Here is a 16,930-nt window from a genome sequence, read left to right as displayed (position 1 = left end):
TTTTGAGTTTTAAGCAGTAAGTCGATATTTTATGGTTTTAACGCTCCTGACTCGAATTTTTATTGTATATAGTGTTTTATCGCTATAACCATTCCCAAAGAAGACATCGTTTGCCCACTTTTTCGCCCATTTTCTGAGGTTATGGGCAATGGCCATCAATCCGAACTCCACAGCGACTTTCTCCAGTCCTTTCATTGTGAACCGGGTAAACCTGTTGTTGCTTTTCATCTGACCGAAAACGGATTCCACTTCTATGGGGCGCTTGCTTCGATGGTACATTCCCTCTTCCGATACCAGCCTTTCCCGGGCTTTATCCTTGAGCTGATTGAGTCTATGGTTCACTTCAATGAGCCGATCGCCTTTAGCTTTATGACACCCACTGCGCATCGGGCAGCCTTCGCATCGCTGAGCCTGATAACAGCTGACCTGGGCTGTGTATCCGTTGGCACTAACTCTGGTTGCATGACCGATAAAGCTGAGCTTCTGTCCTGCGGGACATACATAATAGTCATCTTGCTGGTTGTAATACAGATTCTGTACCGAGAAAGGATCCTGTTTATGCTTGCGCTTCTGTTCCACATGAAAGTAATTGTACTTGACAAAGGCAGTTATGCCCTGTTTTTCCATCAATTCATAGTTCTGCTCGCTACCATAACCCGCGTCTGCTACAAGCTGTTCGCTTTGTTTTCCGTAATGGCACTCAAAGCCTTCCAAATGTTCCGGCAGGGTTGTGGTGTCGGCAGTTGTTTGATGGATGCTGTAATGGGTGATGAACTGATCTTCGGTGCTGATTTGGGCATTATAGGCTGGCTTAAGCTGGCCATTCTTCATGTGGTCCTCTTTCATCCGCATAAACACAGCATCGGTATCGGTCTTGCTATAACTATTGCGATCTCCCAGTACTTCCAGTTGCTCTTCATATTTCTCTAGTCGAGGTAAATAGTCCTCTTCAAGTTTCTTAAGTTGCTTATCAGTAGATTTATTGGCTCCTTTGAACTTGGCATTGATCGCTTCGATCTTTTCCTTCAACTGACTGCTATCGATGGCCTTGCTAACTTCTTGATTACCTAATGAAGATTGGTCTTGGGCGATCTGAGCCTCGATTTCCGAAAGAACCGAAGCAATGTTTGCTTCTAACTTTACCTTATTCTTCTCGACCGATTTCTTCCAAACGAACGTATAACGACCAGCGACAGACTCGATCTTGGTACCATCTACATATTGAACTTTCAAGCTAACATACTCCATATCATGTAGCATACGAACGATACTGGCAAACAGCTCTTGTATCTGTCCTTTAAGACGCTTTCCTCTGAAATAATTGATCGTACGATAATCAGGTGTACTGTTCCCTGAAAGCCACATGAAATGGATGTTCTCGTGAAGGGCCTGCTCGATTTTTCGGCAAGAATAGATATTGCTTAAATAGGCGTAGAACAGCACCTTAATGAGCATTCTAGGGTGAAAACTAGTGGTGCCTCCGCCTTTATACTGACGGATAATAGGTTCAAGATCCAACTGATCAACAACCTGACTCACCAAACGAACCGGATGATTCATTGGAATACGATCTAAAATATTCTCAGGAAATAGACTCGGACTATTGGATGGAAGCGCTTTGAATTGTATGTTTGCCATATTGTTTTTTTGGGTGCACCTTAAGATACAAAATCTTAAGGACAAAAAAACAGAAAAACCCCGCCATTTTTTAATGACGGGGTTCTTTCTTTAAGAGACCTTTTTAGACAGCCTCATTCCTATAAAACTAATACCCGAGCGGGTGAACATTGAAACAAGCCTTACGCTAGGCTGTTCTCCAAATTTAACTATTCGATCTTGCGCGCTTTTGGTTGGAAGGACAAGAATCTATAAACAGTTGATTTGCATCTAAATTACCCACTTTTAAAGCCTGCTGAAATACCTATAATTGGGTATTTTTCGGCAATAAAGGGAATATTTCGCTCGCTGTATGCTGCTCTTCCATCAGTTTCAATATTTTTTGTGCCAATTTGGGATTTTGTAGCGGGCGCTTCTCCTGTGGGTCTTTCTCTAAATCGTATAATTCGTAATAGCTGTTCGCAGGGTCTTTTACTTTAAATCTGATCAATTTATAGTTTTTATAGCGCACAGCCTGACGACCGCCGTCCTCGTGAAATTCCCAATATAATTGTTGATGTTTTTTCTGCTTCCCCTGCTTTAACCAGGTCGGAAGCATAGAGATGCCGTCGGTTCGCTCTACTTCGGTGTGATTGGTTAACTCTTGAATGGTTGGAAAAATATCCCAGAATGCTCCTACGTGTGAGCTCGTTGTCCCCGCAGGGATGCGACCTTTCCAGCTGACCAATAGGGGAGTGCGGATACCGCCCTCATAAAGGTCTCGCTTATAACCTCTGAAACCGGCAGTGCTATTAAAGAAGTCTGGATCTGTGCCACCCTCTCGATGCGCGCCATTGTCGCTGCTGAAAATAATGATGGTATTCTCCAACAGCCCTTGCTGTTCTAATCTGTCGATTATCTCGCCCACATAGTGATCCATCCGGCTGACCATCGCTGCGAATGTCGCTCTAGGCTTCTCTACAGAGGCATAGCCTGCAACGGTTGCTTTAGGACCATAATCATTGCCTTGATGTGCTTTTTCTTCAAAAGCATCTTCATATTTTTTATAAAACTCGTCTTCCGGACCCGCTAATTCTGCATGGGGGAGGACCGTAGGAACGAACAAGAAAAAGGGGCGTTCTTTGTTATGGTCTATAAAGGCTAAGGTTTGTTCTTGAATCAGTGCAGGAGCATAGACAGCTTTTGTAGATAGGTCGTTGCCTTTTAGGTCTACGCGTTGATTATTATGCCATAAATGTGTTGGATAGTAGCGATGAGATTGGCGCTGACAGTTGTAGCCGAAAAATACATCAAAACCCTTGCGGTTCGGGTCGCCACTTGTGCCGACCATTCCCAAGCCCCATTTGCCGAATGCCCCGGTTGTATAACCCTGCTCTTGCAATATCATAGCAAAAGTGCGTATGCTATCCGCTAGCGGCTCTTGACCTTCAGGTTCTATTTCCTTATTCCCTCTAATATGCGTGTGCCCGGTGTGCTGACCGGTCAGTAGGGATGACCTAGATGGTGCGCATACCGATGTGCCGGCATAGAATTTGGTAAAGCGCATGCCCGAAGCGGCTAGTTTATCGAGATTCGGGGTGCTGATCTTTTGTTGGTCATAACTCCCCAAGTCACCAATTCCTAAGTCATCGGCGAGGATGAAAACGATATTGGGCTTCTGAGTTTGCGCATGAAGTTGAAAGGTAACAAGAAAAAGGAGGGTTAGGAGACGTTTCATAAGACCAAGATAGGCAAAAAGGCATAAAAAAATCCCCAATCGGGTGAGATTGGGGATTTCTGTGGTGCCAGCTGGATTCGAACCAGCGACACAAGGATTTTCAGTCCTTTGCTCTACCAACTGAGCTATGGCACCTTTTCAAGTTTTTGTTTGGAATCTGTTACTTGTCAGATTTTGGTGGTGCCAGCTGGATTCGAACCAGCGACACAAGGATTTTCAGTCCTTTGCTCTACCAACTGAGCTATGGCACCTTTTATTGCACTTCCGTTACCGAACTTGCGTTGCAAATGTACCGTCTTTTTTCGAATTCTAAAACTTTTGTTCTAATATTTTTAAACCTTTTTAGCAAATGGTTGATTTTGATTGAGATAAAATTACATCAAATAAACATTGGTATTCCCCATTTTACGGTATCTTTGCACTTCAATAAATTAATATGAGTAAAAAAGGAAGAGTTTTGGTAGCCATGAGTGGCGGGGTGGATAGCTCGGTAGCGGCGGTCATGCTTCATGAACAAGGATATGAGGTCATCGGTATAACGATGAAAACATGGGATTATGCTAGTTCAGGAGGCTCTTCAAAGGAAACTGGTTGCTGTAGCTTAGATAGTATTAACGACGCCAGAACCTTAGCCGTAAACTACGGCTTTCCTCATTATATTCTAGATATCCGCGACGAGTTCGGTGATTATGTTATTGATAACTTCGTGGATGAATATATCGCAGGAAGAACGCCAAATCCTTGTGTGTTATGTAATACCCATATCAAATGGGAAGCATTAATAAAGCGTGCCAATAAGCTGGATTGCGAATTTATAGCAACAGGACATTACGCGAATATCCGTTTGCACGACAATGGTCGTTATGTAATCTCTAAAGGTAGAGACGAAAATAAGGATCAGTCGTATGTATTGTGGGGTGTGTCGCAGGAGAACCTTGCGCGCACGCAATTTCCGTTAGGAAGTTTTACGAAGGCCGAGATTCGTCAGATGGCTTTGGAAATGGGGCAGCATGAGATTGCAAACAAATCTGAAAGCTATGAAATCTGCTTTGTTCCGGACAACGATTACCGTTCGTTCTTAAGACATAAAAAACCAAACTTAGATCAGGAGATTGGTCCTGGAAACTTTATTCTATCGGACGGTACGGTAGTAGGTCAACATATCGGTTATCCATATTTCACGATCGGACAACGCAGAGGTCTAGGTATCGCATTGGGCAAACCAATGTTCGTTATACAGATCTTGCCAGAAAGCAACTCCGTTATGCTGGGCGAAGAACATGAATTAGAGCGTTCGCAAGCGTTTGTACGTGATATCAACCTAGTGAAATATGCCTCAATCGATGAACCGATGGAAGCTGTAACCAAGATCCGTTATAAAGATGCTGGTGCAATTTCTACCTTGACCCAACACGGAAACATTATGCAGGTCGATTTTACGCACAACGTAAAGGGTATCGCGCCGGGCCAATCCGCTGTTTTCTATGAAGGCGATGATTTATTGGGCGGTGGTTTCCTTATGAAAGAGAATTAAGATAATAAATAATAGTAGTAAAGAAAGGCGGTGCTATCCTACAAGGTAGCACCGCTTTTCTTTGGTCTTATCGCTGAGTAGCCTTAGGAATGCAACAGACCTGCTATTGCTCAATATCATTTTAATCCCAAATCTAACCCAAATCTAACCCCAATCACAACCCTTTCGAAGCGGTTATGATTGGGGTTAGATTTGGGTTTACATTGGGTTTGAAAGGGCTTTAAGCAGAAGGAGAGTTGACAAAAAATGGATTCTCCTTAATTGTAGAATCCACATAACAAAGAAAGCTGTCCTTTTGGGACAGCTTCTGTATTTTAATAGCTTTGTATAAAGCTTAGCTTAACTTTGCAACTTCTTGTGCTAAGTCGATGATTTTGTTTGAGTAACCCCATTCGTTGTCATACCAAGATACTACTTTCACGAAGTTGTCATTCAAAGAGATACCAGCTTTTGCGTCGAAGATAGACGTACGCTCATCGCCTAAGAAGTCTGTAGAAACTACATCATCTTCTGTATATCCTAAGATACCTTTTAATTCACCTTCCGAAGCTTCTTTCATCGCTTTCTTGATTTCTTCGTAAGAAGCACCTTTCTCTAAGCGTACTGTTAAGTCAACAACAGATACATCAGCTGTAGGTACGCGTAATGACATACCAGTTAATTTACCTTTTAATTCAGGTAATACTAAACCTACTGCTTTTGCTGCGCCCGTTGATGAAGGGATGATGTTTTGGTAAGCACCGCGTCCACCTCTCCAGTCTTTCGCTGAAGGTCCGTCAACTGTTTTTTGCGTAGCTGTAACAGCATGCACTGTAGTCATTAATCCTTCTACGATACCGAATTTATCATTCAATACTTTTGCTAAAGGCGCAAGACAGTTTGTAGTACAAGAAGCGTTAGAAACGATGTTGTATTCTGCTTTTAAATCTTTATGGTTCACACCCATTACGAATGTAGGAGTATCATCTTTTGCAGGAGCTGACATGATTACTTTCTTAGCACCAGCATCAATATGTTTCTGTGCTAGTTCTTTTGTTAAGAAGAAACCTGTTGATTCGATAACAACTTCAGCACCAACTTCATCCCATTTCAAGTTTGCAGGGTCTTTTTCAGCTGTAACGCGGATAGTTTTTCCGTTCACAACTAAATGACCGTCTTTTACCTCAACTGTACCGTCGAACTTTCCATGAGTAGAATCGTATTTTAACATGTATGCTAAGTAGTCAGGCTCTACTAAATCATTGATGCCCACTACTTCAATATCGCTGCGTTTTACAGCAGCTCTGAAAGCTAAACGACCGATACGGCCAAATCCGTTAATTCCAATTTTCATTTTAACTAATTTTTATTTAAATAATATTTTATTAGGTTCTGTACAGGCTCACGAATGATTGTTCCCACGTTCAGATGATAATCATCTGCGATCTCCCTCAGCCATTCTGAATAATTATTCGCTACTGATCCTGTAAAATTTAAGGTTGCATCTGGATAAGATTCTGATAAAGGAACCAAGTAGGTTTTTACATATATGTCCAATCCTCGCTTGATGATGCCCTCCATGTAAGGGTCCTCCTTGTTGTCTAGGAAGAAGTCCGCCAGGGAGGTCAGGAAGATATTTGGATTGGGCGTGTTGTACACTTTATCTAATATTGTTTTTCTGTCTATATTATGTTTTCTAAGCAATTTTTCTCGGAACCCTTGTGGCATAGCCTCTGTTAGGAAATCTTTCAACACACAGCGTGCCTGCCAATTTGTAGACCCCTCATCTGCTAGAATGTATCCAAGGCCATAATTGTTGTCGATAATTTTTCTTCCACTATAATATGCAGCGTTAGATCCACTACCAATGATACCGATGATGCCTTTTTCGTTCCCGAAAGTTGAAATAGCAGAGGCCAATACGTCATGGCTCGCTTTTACCTTCGCATTCTTGAAGAATTGCATAAATGCCTTTTCGATCTTCAGTTGTCGCTCGCGCGAAGAAGCACCGGCGCCAAAGAAATAGATCTTACGGATTCGCTCGGCATTGTTGATCAGTTGGGTATTTTTATTGAGTAGCTGCTGGATAAAGCGTTCGTCTTGTATATAGGGGTTTATACCGGTTGTTCGGAAACCGTGCAATATTCTTCCTTTTTCTGCTAATCGCCAATCGGCATATCTAGAGCCGCTATATACTACTGCTATCATAGATTAAATGTTCATTACTTCGGAAATAGTTATCAGTTCTTCGTCTAGCTTAAACTCTTTATTTCTAAGCGCTTCTTCTAGACTGGTTGAGGTGATTTTACTGCCTCGGATACCAACAGTCCCGCGCGTATTGCCTCTTAGCAGTTCGTTAACTGCAAAATAGCCCATACGGGTTGCTAATATTCTATCAAAACTACTTGGTGATCCCCCACGTTGCAGATGTCCTAATATACTAACTTTTGTGTCATAAAAATCAAATTTTTCTTTCACACGTTTCGCTACATTATAGGCTCCGCCGTTTTTGTCACCCTCTGCAACAATAACGATCATCGAGGTTTTGTTTCGATCTTTCGCAACTGCAAGCATGTCGATAAGTTCATCGATGGCCGTATCCTTCTCCGGAAGCATAATCGCTTCAGCACCGCCAGCGACACCAGCGTATAAGGCAATACTTCCTGAATCCCTACCCATTACTTCAACGAAAAATAATCGATTATGTGATGCTGCGGTGTCTTTTATTTTATCGATTGATTCGATAACGGTATTGTTAGCTGTATCAAAGCCCAGCGTATAATCGGTACCATAAAGGTCATTGTCGATTGTACCAGGGATACACATTACCGGAATGTTATATTCGTTAGAAAATATCTCGGCACCGGTGAAAGTACCATCGCCACCAATGGCAACTAAAGCGTCGATACCCGCCGCTTTGATATTGTCATAGGCTTTCTTGCGACCTTCTGGTGTTCTGAATTCGGGGCAACGTGCCGATTTCAGCATTGTTCCGCCTTTTTGTAGGATAGAGCTTACCGAACGGCTTACTAAGTTTTTAAAGTCACCTTCTATCATCCCCTCGTATCCTCTGTATATTCCTGTAACTTCTAAATTATGATATAATGCAGTTCTGACGACGGCTCGAATGGCAGCGTTCATACCTGGAGCATCACCTCCAGAAGTATAAACTCCAATTCTTCTGATGTTATTCATTAGGTTCCTCTATTTTTATGATTTACGAATATAATGTGTATTTCTTACACTATTAAATTTTTTTGGTAATTTGTTTGTTGATTTATATAATTGTTAGGATTATCGAATAATCCATATTAATCAAATAAATAAATTTAGATTTTGCAGACGCATTTTACCATTGATTGTGTGATCTTTAGTTTCGATGAAGGTCAATTAAAAATACTTTTAGCAGAGAGAAACGAATATCCGTATAAAGAATGGTGGGCTTTACCCGGCTATTTTGTCAACAAATATGAAGAAATGGAAGACGCTGTTTCTCGTATTTTATTGGAGATGACAGGCCTAAAAGACATCTATATGGATCAATTAGCGGCATTTGCTGGTGTGAAGCGACATCCAGAAGGTAGAATCCTCACAGTTGCTTACATGGCTTTGGTACAAATGGAAGAAGTGAAAAATAAAATTGCGCCTACCTCAGATTATATGCGTCAGTTAAAATGGTTCCCTGTATCCGAACTACCGGAACTGGCTTTTGACCACCGCGATATTATTACGCTAAGTTTAGAAAGATTGAAGAAGTCTGTTACATACTCAACGGCTCCTTACGAATTATTACCTACCAAATTTACCCTCACTCAACTGCAACAAGTCTACGAGTCCATTTTGAATAAAAAGCTCGATAAACGTAACTTCAGGAAAAAGATCAACAACTTAGGTTACCTAAAGGAGTTGAACGAATATCAGAAGGGAGTGTCCTATAGAGCAGCCAAACTGTACTCTTTTGACAAAAGAAAGTTCCACAAACAATTTTCTCAAGACTAATGATTCGTTAGTTTTTCCGCCACAATTTGTCGTTAATTCCAATGCTGGCGTTAAGAAAGTGTTAAGAATCACTTTTTTGACAATGGGATGATATTATTTGCTATCATTTCTTTACTTTTGAACAATTTTTGAAAAAGGTCAAAAGATAAAAAAGGAGAGAAATGGAAAATCGTAAGGATCAGATCATCGAAGCAGCGCTAAAACGCTTCTCGCATTTTGGTTTTCAAAAGACCACAATGAACGAGATTGCTGATGATTTGCGAATTACCAAAGCAAATCTGTATTACTATTATCCGGACAAAACCAGCCTTATTTTAGCGGTCTTGCACCATGTCATCGATGAGATACATGCAGACGAGCTTAAGCTTATCAATAAGTACAAAGGTAATCTAATCGAGACTTTAGTAGGCATACTGGAAATGAGAGCTTCATTTTTAAGAAAGTATTATGTGCTTCATATTGCCGAGAATTTAGATTGGTTGAAAGGCATGGACATTCAGTGTACCATGGAAAGTTTTTACACAAGGGATATTGAATGTATCGCTCATTTGTTTGAAAAAGCAATTGCAGCGGGGGAGGTGGAATTGGCAGACGCGCAGGATGCCGCCGCAGCCTATGTAGAATTGACAAAAGGGGTAAGTATTTTGCATACCGTGTCGGATATTATCACCGGCATCCCTAATGAGCAGAATGTAGATCTGATATTGGCGAGTCAGGTTCGAGCGACGAAGTTGATATTTGCAGGAAAAATTAAATAGAATTACACATAAATGAAAAGGATAAATATAATCACACTGTTATTAGCAGGAATTTTTTCAGGTTCTATGCTACATGCGCAGGAAACCTTGACTCTTCAAGAGGCTGTAAAGTTTGCATTGGAGAACAAGGCGGAGGCAAAGAAATCCAAGCTGGATCTCGCGAATGCGCAATACAAAATCGATGAAGTGCGCGCTGGGGCACTTCCGCAAATCAACGGATCGGGATCATTGACCTACAATCCGATGATTCAAAAGAACGTGATCACGATGACAGATCAGGCTACCGGAACGGTGAATACCATCGTTGCGGAGTTTGGACAGCCATGGAATTCCCAAGCAGTAGTACAGGTGAATCAACAATTATTTAATCAATCACTTTTCACAGGCTTGAAAGCGGCACAGACTACACGTGAGTTTTACCAAATCAACGACCAATTGACAGATGAGCAGTTGATTGAGAAAGTAGCAAATGCTTATTACGAGGTTTTCCAATCGGATCTGCAATTGAATACTTTGGAAACCAACTTAAATAATACGACTAAGACTCGCGACATCCTTAAAGGACTAGTTGACGCTGGTTTGATGAAGAAAATTGACCTTGATCGTACAGAGGTTGCCATCAACAATATGTTAGCACAAAAGCAGCAGTTGATCAATGCGCAACAACTTCGTGAGAACGCGTTGAAATTTGCTATCGGAATGGATATCAGACAAGATATCGAATTGCCAAAGGAAACTTTTGATGTGGATGTGAATGTTGCAGCAGAGCAATACAATGTGGATGCTCGTACTGAGGTCAAAATATTGGAAAAACAGATCGAATTGTTGGAGCTGAACAAGAAAGCTAAGGTTTCTGAGTTCTATCCTTCACTTGCATTTACGGGTAATCTAGGTTATGTAGGTTTCGGTCCTCAGTTTCCAATCTTCAACGACAAGACTAACACGTCGAAGTTCTCTGCTTTAGGATTGAATTTAACTATCCCAATCTTTAATGGTGGAGCTACGCGTGCAAAGGTTAATCAAGCAAACGTTGATATCTTAAAAGCTAAAGTTGATCTAGAGGATACCAAATTAGGTTTGAACCTAGCTAGCGAGAATGCGAAATCACAAATTAGAAATAGCTTGTTGACTGTTGATAACAATCGTCGTAACGTCGATTTAGCAAGACAGGTGTTAGATGATACCAACAATAACTATAGAAACGGCCTAGCCACATTGACGGAATTATTAGACGCAGAGAATGCATTATCCGATGCGCAGAATAACTTGAACACTTCGCTGTTAAACTACAAAGTTGCTGAGATCCAGTTGATCAAAGCGAACGGAAACTTAAAAACATTAGTAAACGAATAATCACAACTCTTAATACTCATTATGAAACGCGCTTTAATAACAATAATAGTCATTGCATTAGCCCTAGCGGGTATATTCTATATTCTAAACAAGAATAAGGCTAAAGTGGAGCAAGAAACTGCTGTCGTAGCACAGAAAAATGCAGCGGTTGCAGTACGTATCGATACAGCTGTTAACCAACAAATGAGCTTAGCTTACCAAGCGAACGGTACTTTTATGCCGAAACAAGAAGTTACCGTTGCTGCCGAAACTGGCGGTCGCGTAGTACGTGTTTTGGTAGATGAAGGTTCTAGTGTATCAGCTGGCCAGACATTAGCAGTAGTCGAAGGTGACAAGCTAAACGTAAATGTCGCTAACGCACAGGCTGCATATGATAACGCGAGAGCAACATTACAACGCTACGAGAGCGCATTATCAACAGGTGGTGTTACGCAACAACAAGTTGATCAAATGCGTTTGCAATTTGAAAATGCAAAGAACAACTTGAAGAGTGCCAAATTAACTGCGGGTGATGTAACAATCAAAACTTCAGTAAGTGGTATTGTAAATTCTCGTAAAATCGAACCAGGCGCTTATGTAAGCCCAGGTACACCAGCATTTGATATCGTTAATGTAAGCACTTTGAAGTTACGTGTGAATGTTGACGAGAAGAACGTTGCTACTCTACGTGTTGGTCAAACTGTTCAAGTATTGGCTAGTGTATATGTAGATAAAACATTCAGCGGTAAGATTACTTTTATTGCTCCTAAATCAGATGGTAGCTTAAACTTCCCAGTTGAAATCGAGATTGCTAACAATCCTAACAACGATCTACGTGCAGGTATGTATGGTACTGCAGTATTTGGTGGCGAAGGTACAGCATCAGCATTAGTAGTTCCAAGAACGGCATTCGTTGGTAGTATCTCTGACAATAAAATCTTCGTATTGAAAAATGGCAAAGCCATTGAGACAAAAGTAACATCAGGAAGAAGCTTTGGTGATCAGATTGAAGTAACTAGCGGATTAGCTGCTGGCGACCAAGTGATCATCTCAGGTCAGATCAACTTGATCGACCAAGCTCCTGTGGAAGTGATTAAATAATTTGTGCTATTACGAAAAATAAGACATGAAGATTACTGAAATATCGATAAAACGTCCCAGTCTGATCATCGTATTATTTATAATACTGACCTTGGGTGGGATATTCTCATATTCCCAATTGGGGTATGAGTTAGTACCAAAATTTGAGGTGAACGTAATTACGATCCAAACGGTATATCCGGGGGCATCGCCTACGGAGGTGGAGAACACGGTTACCAAAAAGATCGAGGATGCCGTTTCCTCCCTAGAGAATATCAAGAAGTTGGAATCCACTTCCATGGAGAACGTTTCTGTCGTGATGATTACCTTGAACGATGGAGCCGACGTCAACTTCCTCTTGACGGATGCACAGCGTAAGATCAATACGATTCTGAAAGACCTTCCAGAAGACGTAGATCCTCCGTCGTTGAACAAATTCTCACTAGATGACGTGGCGATCATGAGTTTGGCCGTAACGTCAAATCTATCTGAGAAACAACTATACGACTTATTAGATAACAAGATTCAGCCTATTTTCGCACGTATCAATGGTGTGGCAAAGGTAGACTTAATCGGTGGTGAGGAACGTGAGATCCAAATCAGTGTGGATGCACAGAAGCTGGAAGGATACGGACTTTCTATTGGTCAGGTTCAGCAAGTTGTTGCCCAATCTAACTTAGACTTCCCTACAGGTAATGTGAGTACACGCGACAGCAGAACGACTATTCGTTTGGCGGGTAAAGTAACGGATGTGGAAGAGTTGAGAAACCTTCCGATCACGACACCTACTGGTGTTACGATTTTCTTACGCGATGTTGCTGACGTACAGGATGGTATCAAAGAGATTGAGAAAATTGCGCGCTTAGATCAACAGAATACGATCTTATTGCAGGTGTTCAAACAATCGGATGCCAACGCGGTAGAAGTATCAAAATTGGTAAAAGAAACTATTGCAACAGTTGAGACAGACTATGCAAAAGATAATATCAAAGTATTAGTAGCGAACGACTCGACAGATTATACCTTAAATGCAGCAAACAACGTAATGCACGATTTGATGATTGCGGTTGCCCTGGTAGGTTTCATCATGTTGTTCTTCTTACATAGCTTGCGTAATGCGGCGATTACCATGGTGGCTATTCCATTATCATTGATCGCAACCTTTATCGGTCTATTATTGATGGGCTATACCTTGAACTTGATGTCCTTACTAGGATTATCCCTTGTGGTAGGTATCCTTGTCGATGACGCGATTGTTGTTATCGAGAATATTCACCGCCACATGGAGATGGGTAAAAATAAAGTGCGCGCGGCTTATGACGGAGCAAAAGAAATCGGATTTACTGTATCTGCGATTACATTGGTAATTGTGGTGGTGTTCTTGCCGATTGCGATGTCAACAGGTCTAGTAGCGAATATCCTTGCACAGTTCTGTGTAACGGTTATTATCTCTACTTTACTATCATTATTGGTTTCTTTCACCGTCGTGCCATGGTTATATTCTCGTTTCGGTAAATTGGAGCATATCAATGCGAAGTCTTTCTTCGGACGCATTATCGTAGGCTTCGAAGCTGGACTTACCAAATTCACGCACTGGATTACAGGTATCCTAGAATGGTGTTTGAAAAGCAGAGCTACCAAATTAGCTACCTTGGGTCTTTCTGTTCTATTGTTCGTAGGCTCATGTAGTTTAGTGGGTATGGGATATATCGGTTCCGATTTCTTCCCAGCATCAGATAAGGGTGAGTACTTGATCCAATTGGAATTAGAGAAAGACGCATCGTTAGAGAAAACGAACTTCTTAACCCAAAAGGCAGAGGCTATTATCTTAGCTAAGCCAGAGGTTGAACGTATCATTACGTCGGTAGGACAGTCATCCGATGGGGTAATGTCGACTGCAGGTTCTCGTTATAAATCAGAGATCCACGTAATCATGAAAGATACCTATACAGAAAACTCTAAGGTTTATGCTGCGGTATTACAGCGTGAATTGGAAAATAAACTGATTGGAGCAAAGGTAAAATCAGTAAACATGGGTTTAATGGGAGCGGAGCAAGCACCATTGAAGCTAACGATTATCGGTTCGGATGTTAAGGACGCTGGTGAGTTTGCTGAAAAAGCTGCTGCATTATTGCGCAATGTTCCTGGTGGAACCAACGTGAAGTTATCTTCTGAAAGTGGTAACCCGGAGATCAATGTAAAAGTAGATCGTGAGAAAATGACTTCTTTAGGTCTTAACGTAGCGACAGTGGGTATGACCATGCAGACTGCATTCTCGGGTAATACAGACAATAAATTCCGTGCTGGCGACAACGAATACGATATCAATATCCGTTTCGATGAAGCAAGCCGTTCGAATATTGCAGACGTAAGAAACTTGAAGTTCATTAATCAGCAAGGAACGCCGATCTCGTTAGAGCAGTTTGCAGAAGTTAGCTACAGTTCAGGTCCAACCTTATTGGAGCGTCGTGATAAATCGCCGGCAGTATCTGTTCAGGCATCTATCGTAGGACGTACATTAGGTGAGGTTGCAGGTGAGTGGCAGGCAGAATTCGAAAAACTAGAGCGCAAACCAGGAGTAGTTTACATCTGGGGTGGTAACATGGAGAGTCAGGAAGAAGGATTCGGTACCTTAGGGGTAGCCTTACTAGCATCTATCTTGTTAGTTTACTTAGTAATGGTTTCTCTATACGACAGTTTCTCTACGCCTTTCGTCGTGATGTTCTCGATTCCATTATCATTCATCGGAGCGTTATTACTATTAGCTTTAACAGGCCAATCGTTGAACATCTTTACCATCTTAGGTATTATCATGTTGATTGGTTTGGTGGCGAAGAATGCGATCTTATTGGTTGACTTCGCAAACCACCGTAAAGAACATGGTGATAGCACACATGACGCCTTAGTTGCAGCCAACCATGCTCGTCTTCGTCCGATCTTAATGACGACTATTGCGATGGTATTCGGTATGATTCCAATTGCGATGGCGACAGGTGACGGTGCGGATATGAACAGAGGTCTTGCCATCGTAATTATCGGGGGTCTATTATCATCCCTTCTTTTAACCTTAGTCGTGGTTCCTGTCGTGTACTCGATATTCGACAGTATCGGAAAACGCTTCGGTAAGAAAGAAAAGACAAATTACGAAGAGTTGATGACTGAAGATTTCGTGATGAACGAAGACTATGTTGACGAAATGGACGTTAAACATACGTAGTAAGAACAATTAAAAATACCATATATGCGAGGGCTGCCTTTTTAGGCAGCCCTTTCTTTTGGTACTCCGAGATACCTCAATATAGTGTAAATAAAATATGATCTAATCTTTATGTTCGAGTAATTTTATTAATATCGTAGTGCTTTAAAAATATAGTCGATGAAAAGTTTCCTATTCGCCCCAATACTGATGTTCATTCTTTTATCCTGCCAGTCGGGCCAAAAGCCACAAGAAATTAAGGATACAGCGCGAACATTGCCAAAGCTAGATACCAATGTTCGGGAAATCCCGCAGGAAGGAGCTGTGGCAATCGATCTAACAGCCATCCCGGAGAAGTCGTTCCCCTATACCGACTCGACCAATTTTGATAATTACAAGGATGACGGAATTTCCGATCCAGCATTGATCAAAGCTTTAAAATTCGAAGGAGAATTTCAAAGCGAGCAGGATGTAAGAATCCGTTATCAGCTAAAGTTTTCTGATGATATCACCGGTTTGGTTGTGACTTATCCAATGGGAGAGCACGAACTGAATACTACACTATTATTATTGGATACAGCGCTTAAAATAGTCGATCAGATGGATATTGCATATGATGAGATTGCCGAGTCAGCAATCCGTGAGATAAGCCTGATTGAAAAGGAGAAGCTAAGCATAGCGCATTGGAATTACTTCCCCGAAGAGCCTACGGTAGAGACGAAAGTTTATCAAATTCGCCAAGACGGAAAGTTGCTACCCCTAAAGAATTAATGATTACGACTAAATAGGGTAGTTCCTATACTCGCCATGACCACGCAGGCGATAGACAGCCATTGCAAGCCCGTCAAGGTCTCCTGTAGAAATAATAAACCTGATAAAGCAGCAAAGGCAGGCTGAAGGCTCGTTAAAATGGAAAAGGTCTTTGCGGGCAATTGTTTTAAAGCGACCATATCCAAGGAGAAGGGCAATGCGCTCGATAAAATAGCAACTCCAAGACCTTGAGCAAACAACATTGGAGTAATCTTAGCCAATTGACCATCCCAAATTGCAAAAGGGATGATAAAGGCCGCTGCAATCAACATTCCAGTGGATACTGCATCTTTGCTGTCCATCACTTTAGAAACTTTACCACCCATGATGATATAAAGTGCCCAAAAGGCTCCCGCTAGAAAAGCGAGAAACAGCCCCAATAGATCAATATCTCCGGTTCCCCATGGAACGATAAGCAATATCCCAGTGCAGGCTAATAATGCCCATACGATATCCAAAAGCTTTCTCGAAAGCGCCAATGCTAAGAACAAGGGTCCGACAAATTCTATCGTCACGCCCAGTCCTAAAGGTATTCGCTGGATAGCCATATAGAAAATAAGGTTCATCGCAGCAATTCCCAATCCATAGATCGCACAATAGAGCCATTGCTTTTTGCTGAAGCTGCTGAACTTCGGCCGATTGATAAAGAACAATATAACCGCCGACAACCCAATTCTTAACGTACTAGTGCCAATGGCACCTAATGCTGGAAATAGTCTTTTCGCAAGAGAAGCACCGCCTTGAACGCATATCATCGATGCTAAGGCTGCAGGAACGGCTAGGTTTTTATTCTTCATAATTTTCAGAGTAAAGGTAAGGTTTAGATATCAGATGTTAGACATTAGATTTAAGACCTGATCCTGCCAATCCTTTCATCCTTCCTTTCCCGGTTCAAAGACAAAACATCC

Annotated in this window: 12 protein-coding genes, 2 tRNA genes and 1 pseudogene; 7 read left to right on the top strand and 8 right to left on the bottom strand. The window is 41.6% G+C overall.

Annotated features, from left to right (window positions below; translation table 11 throughout):
* Positions 1-96: 96 nt before the first annotated feature.
* The 4 genes and pseudogenes from DSM08_RS13660 to DSM08_RS13645 all read right to left on the bottom strand — a co-directional run.
* A pseudogene (locus DSM08_RS13660) lies at positions 97-1,638 on the bottom strand (IS1182 family transposase); the annotation flags it as partial.
* A 283-nt stretch (positions 1,639-1,921) separates the two neighbouring features.
* The gene (locus DSM08_RS13655; RefSeq protein ID WP_149526686.1) at positions 1,922-3,334 is read right to left on the bottom strand and encodes an arylsulfatase; all 1,413 of its coding nucleotides are present in this window, start codon (positions 3,332-3,334) and stop codon (positions 1,922-1,924) included.
* Positions 3,335-3,396: 62 nt separating this feature from the next.
* Positions 3,397-3,469 (bottom strand) — tRNA-Phe (locus DSM08_RS13650).
* 40 nt (positions 3,470-3,509) lie between these two features.
* Positions 3,510-3,585, bottom strand: a tRNA-Phe gene (locus DSM08_RS13645).
* A gap of 185 nt (positions 3,586-3,770) precedes the next feature.
* Here DSM08_RS13645 and mnmA point away from each other — a divergent pair.
* A complete protein-coding gene (mnmA, locus tag DSM08_RS13640) occupies positions 3,771-4,868 on the top strand; it encodes a tRNA 2-thiouridine(34) synthase MnmA (RefSeq protein WP_149526685.1) in 1,098 nt (365 codons plus the stop codon).
* 334 nt (positions 4,869-5,202) lie between these two features.
* Here mnmA and gap read toward each other — a convergent pair whose 3' ends face one another.
* From gap to pfkA, 3 genes are read right to left on the bottom strand one after another with little or no spacing between them, the layout of a single operon-like run.
* Positions 5,203-6,201 carry a type I glyceraldehyde-3-phosphate dehydrogenase gene (gap, locus tag DSM08_RS13635; RefSeq protein WP_149526684.1) on the bottom strand — a complete coding sequence of 333 codons (999 nt, stop codon included), beginning with the start codon at positions 6,199-6,201 and terminating at the stop codon, positions 5,203-5,205.
* Between the two features lie 5 nt (positions 6,202-6,206).
* Positions 6,207-7,055: a hypothetical protein gene (locus DSM08_RS13630; RefSeq protein ID WP_149526683.1), complete on the bottom strand. Its 849-nt coding sequence runs from the start codon at positions 7,053-7,055 to the stop codon at positions 6,207-6,209.
* A gap of 3 nt (positions 7,056-7,058) precedes the next feature.
* The gene (gene pfkA, locus DSM08_RS13625; RefSeq protein WP_149526682.1) at positions 7,059-8,042 is read right to left on the bottom strand and encodes a 6-phosphofructokinase; all 984 of its coding nucleotides are present in this window, start codon (positions 8,040-8,042) and stop codon (positions 7,059-7,061) included.
* A 141-nt stretch (positions 8,043-8,183) separates the two neighbouring features.
* Here pfkA and DSM08_RS13620 point away from each other — a divergent pair, with 141 nt between their 5' ends.
* From DSM08_RS13620 to DSM08_RS13595, 6 genes are all read left to right on the top strand, one after another.
* On the top strand, positions 8,184-8,846 hold the full coding sequence (locus tag DSM08_RS13620; RefSeq protein ID WP_149526681.1) for an NUDIX hydrolase: 663 nt from the start codon (positions 8,184-8,186) through the stop codon (positions 8,844-8,846).
* A gap of 161 nt (positions 8,847-9,007) precedes the next feature.
* On the top strand, positions 9,008-9,604 hold the full coding sequence (locus DSM08_RS13615; protein ID WP_149526680.1) for a TetR/AcrR family transcriptional regulator: 597 nt from the start codon (positions 9,008-9,010) through the stop codon (positions 9,602-9,604).
* Positions 9,605-9,616: 12 nt separating this feature from the next.
* A complete protein-coding gene (locus DSM08_RS13610; RefSeq protein ID WP_149526679.1) occupies positions 9,617-10,957 on the top strand; it encodes a TolC family protein in 1,341 nt (446 codons plus the stop codon).
* A gap of 21 nt (positions 10,958-10,978) precedes the next feature.
* Positions 10,979-12,037 (top strand): efflux RND transporter periplasmic adaptor subunit, encoded by a 1,059-nt coding sequence (locus DSM08_RS13605; protein WP_149526678.1) that lies wholly within the window; start codon positions 10,979-10,981, stop codon positions 12,035-12,037.
* Between the two features lie 25 nt (positions 12,038-12,062).
* Positions 12,063-15,233 (top strand): efflux RND transporter permease subunit, encoded by a 3,171-nt coding sequence (locus DSM08_RS13600; protein WP_149526677.1) that lies wholly within the window; start codon positions 12,063-12,065, stop codon positions 15,231-15,233.
* Between the two features lie 159 nt (positions 15,234-15,392).
* On the top strand, positions 15,393-15,983 hold the full coding sequence (locus DSM08_RS13595; protein WP_149526676.1) for a hypothetical protein: 591 nt from the start codon (positions 15,393-15,395) through the stop codon (positions 15,981-15,983).
* Here DSM08_RS13595 and DSM08_RS13590 read toward each other — a convergent pair.
* A complete protein-coding gene (locus DSM08_RS13590; protein WP_149526675.1) occupies positions 15,980-16,819 on the bottom strand; it encodes an EamA family transporter in 840 nt (279 codons plus the stop codon). The two genes, DSM08_RS13595 and DSM08_RS13590, sit on opposite strands and share 4 nt — an antisense overlap.
* Positions 16,820-16,930 lie beyond the last annotated feature (111 nt).

The organism is Sphingobacterium hotanense (assembly GCF_008274825.1).
Classification (GTDB): domain Bacteria; phylum Bacteroidota; class Bacteroidia; order Sphingobacteriales; family Sphingobacteriaceae; genus Sphingobacterium; species Sphingobacterium hotanense.
This window is presented reverse-complemented; position numbering and strand designations above follow the sequence as displayed.

Excerpts from the sequence above, each read along its gene's own strand:
- DSM08_RS13655 (WP_149526686.1), bottom strand. The coding sequence starts at position 3,334 with ATGAAACGTCTCCTAACCCTCCTTTTTCTTGTTACCTTTCAACTTCAT.
- mnmA (WP_149526685.1), top strand. The coding sequence starts at position 3,771 with ATGAGTAAAAAAGGAAGAGTTTTGGTAGCCATGAGTGGCGGGGTGGAT.
- gap (WP_149526684.1), bottom strand. The coding sequence starts at position 6,201 with ATGAAAATTGGAATTAACGGATTTGGCCGTATCGGTCGTTTAGCTTTC.
- DSM08_RS13630 (WP_149526683.1), bottom strand. The coding sequence starts at position 7,055 with ATGATAGCAGTAGTATATAGCGGCTCTAGATATGCCGATTGGCGATTA.
- pfkA (WP_149526682.1), bottom strand. The coding sequence starts at position 8,042 with ATGAATAACATCAGAAGAATTGGAGTTTATACTTCTGGAGGTGATGCT.
- DSM08_RS13615 (WP_149526680.1), top strand. The coding sequence starts at position 9,008 with ATGGAAAATCGTAAGGATCAGATCATCGAAGCAGCGCTAAAACGCTTC.
- DSM08_RS13610 (WP_149526679.1), top strand. The coding sequence starts at position 9,617 with ATGAAAAGGATAAATATAATCACACTGTTATTAGCAGGAATTTTTTCA.
- DSM08_RS13605 (WP_149526678.1), top strand. The coding sequence starts at position 10,979 with ATGAAACGCGCTTTAATAACAATAATAGTCATTGCATTAGCCCTAGCG.
- DSM08_RS13600 (WP_149526677.1), top strand. The coding sequence starts at position 12,063 with ATGAAGATTACTGAAATATCGATAAAACGTCCCAGTCTGATCATCGTA.
- DSM08_RS13595 (WP_149526676.1), top strand. The coding sequence starts at position 15,393 with ATGAAAAGTTTCCTATTCGCCCCAATACTGATGTTCATTCTTTTATCC.
- DSM08_RS13590 (WP_149526675.1), bottom strand. The coding sequence starts at position 16,819 with ATGAAGAATAAAAACCTAGCCGTTCCTGCAGCCTTAGCATCGATGATA.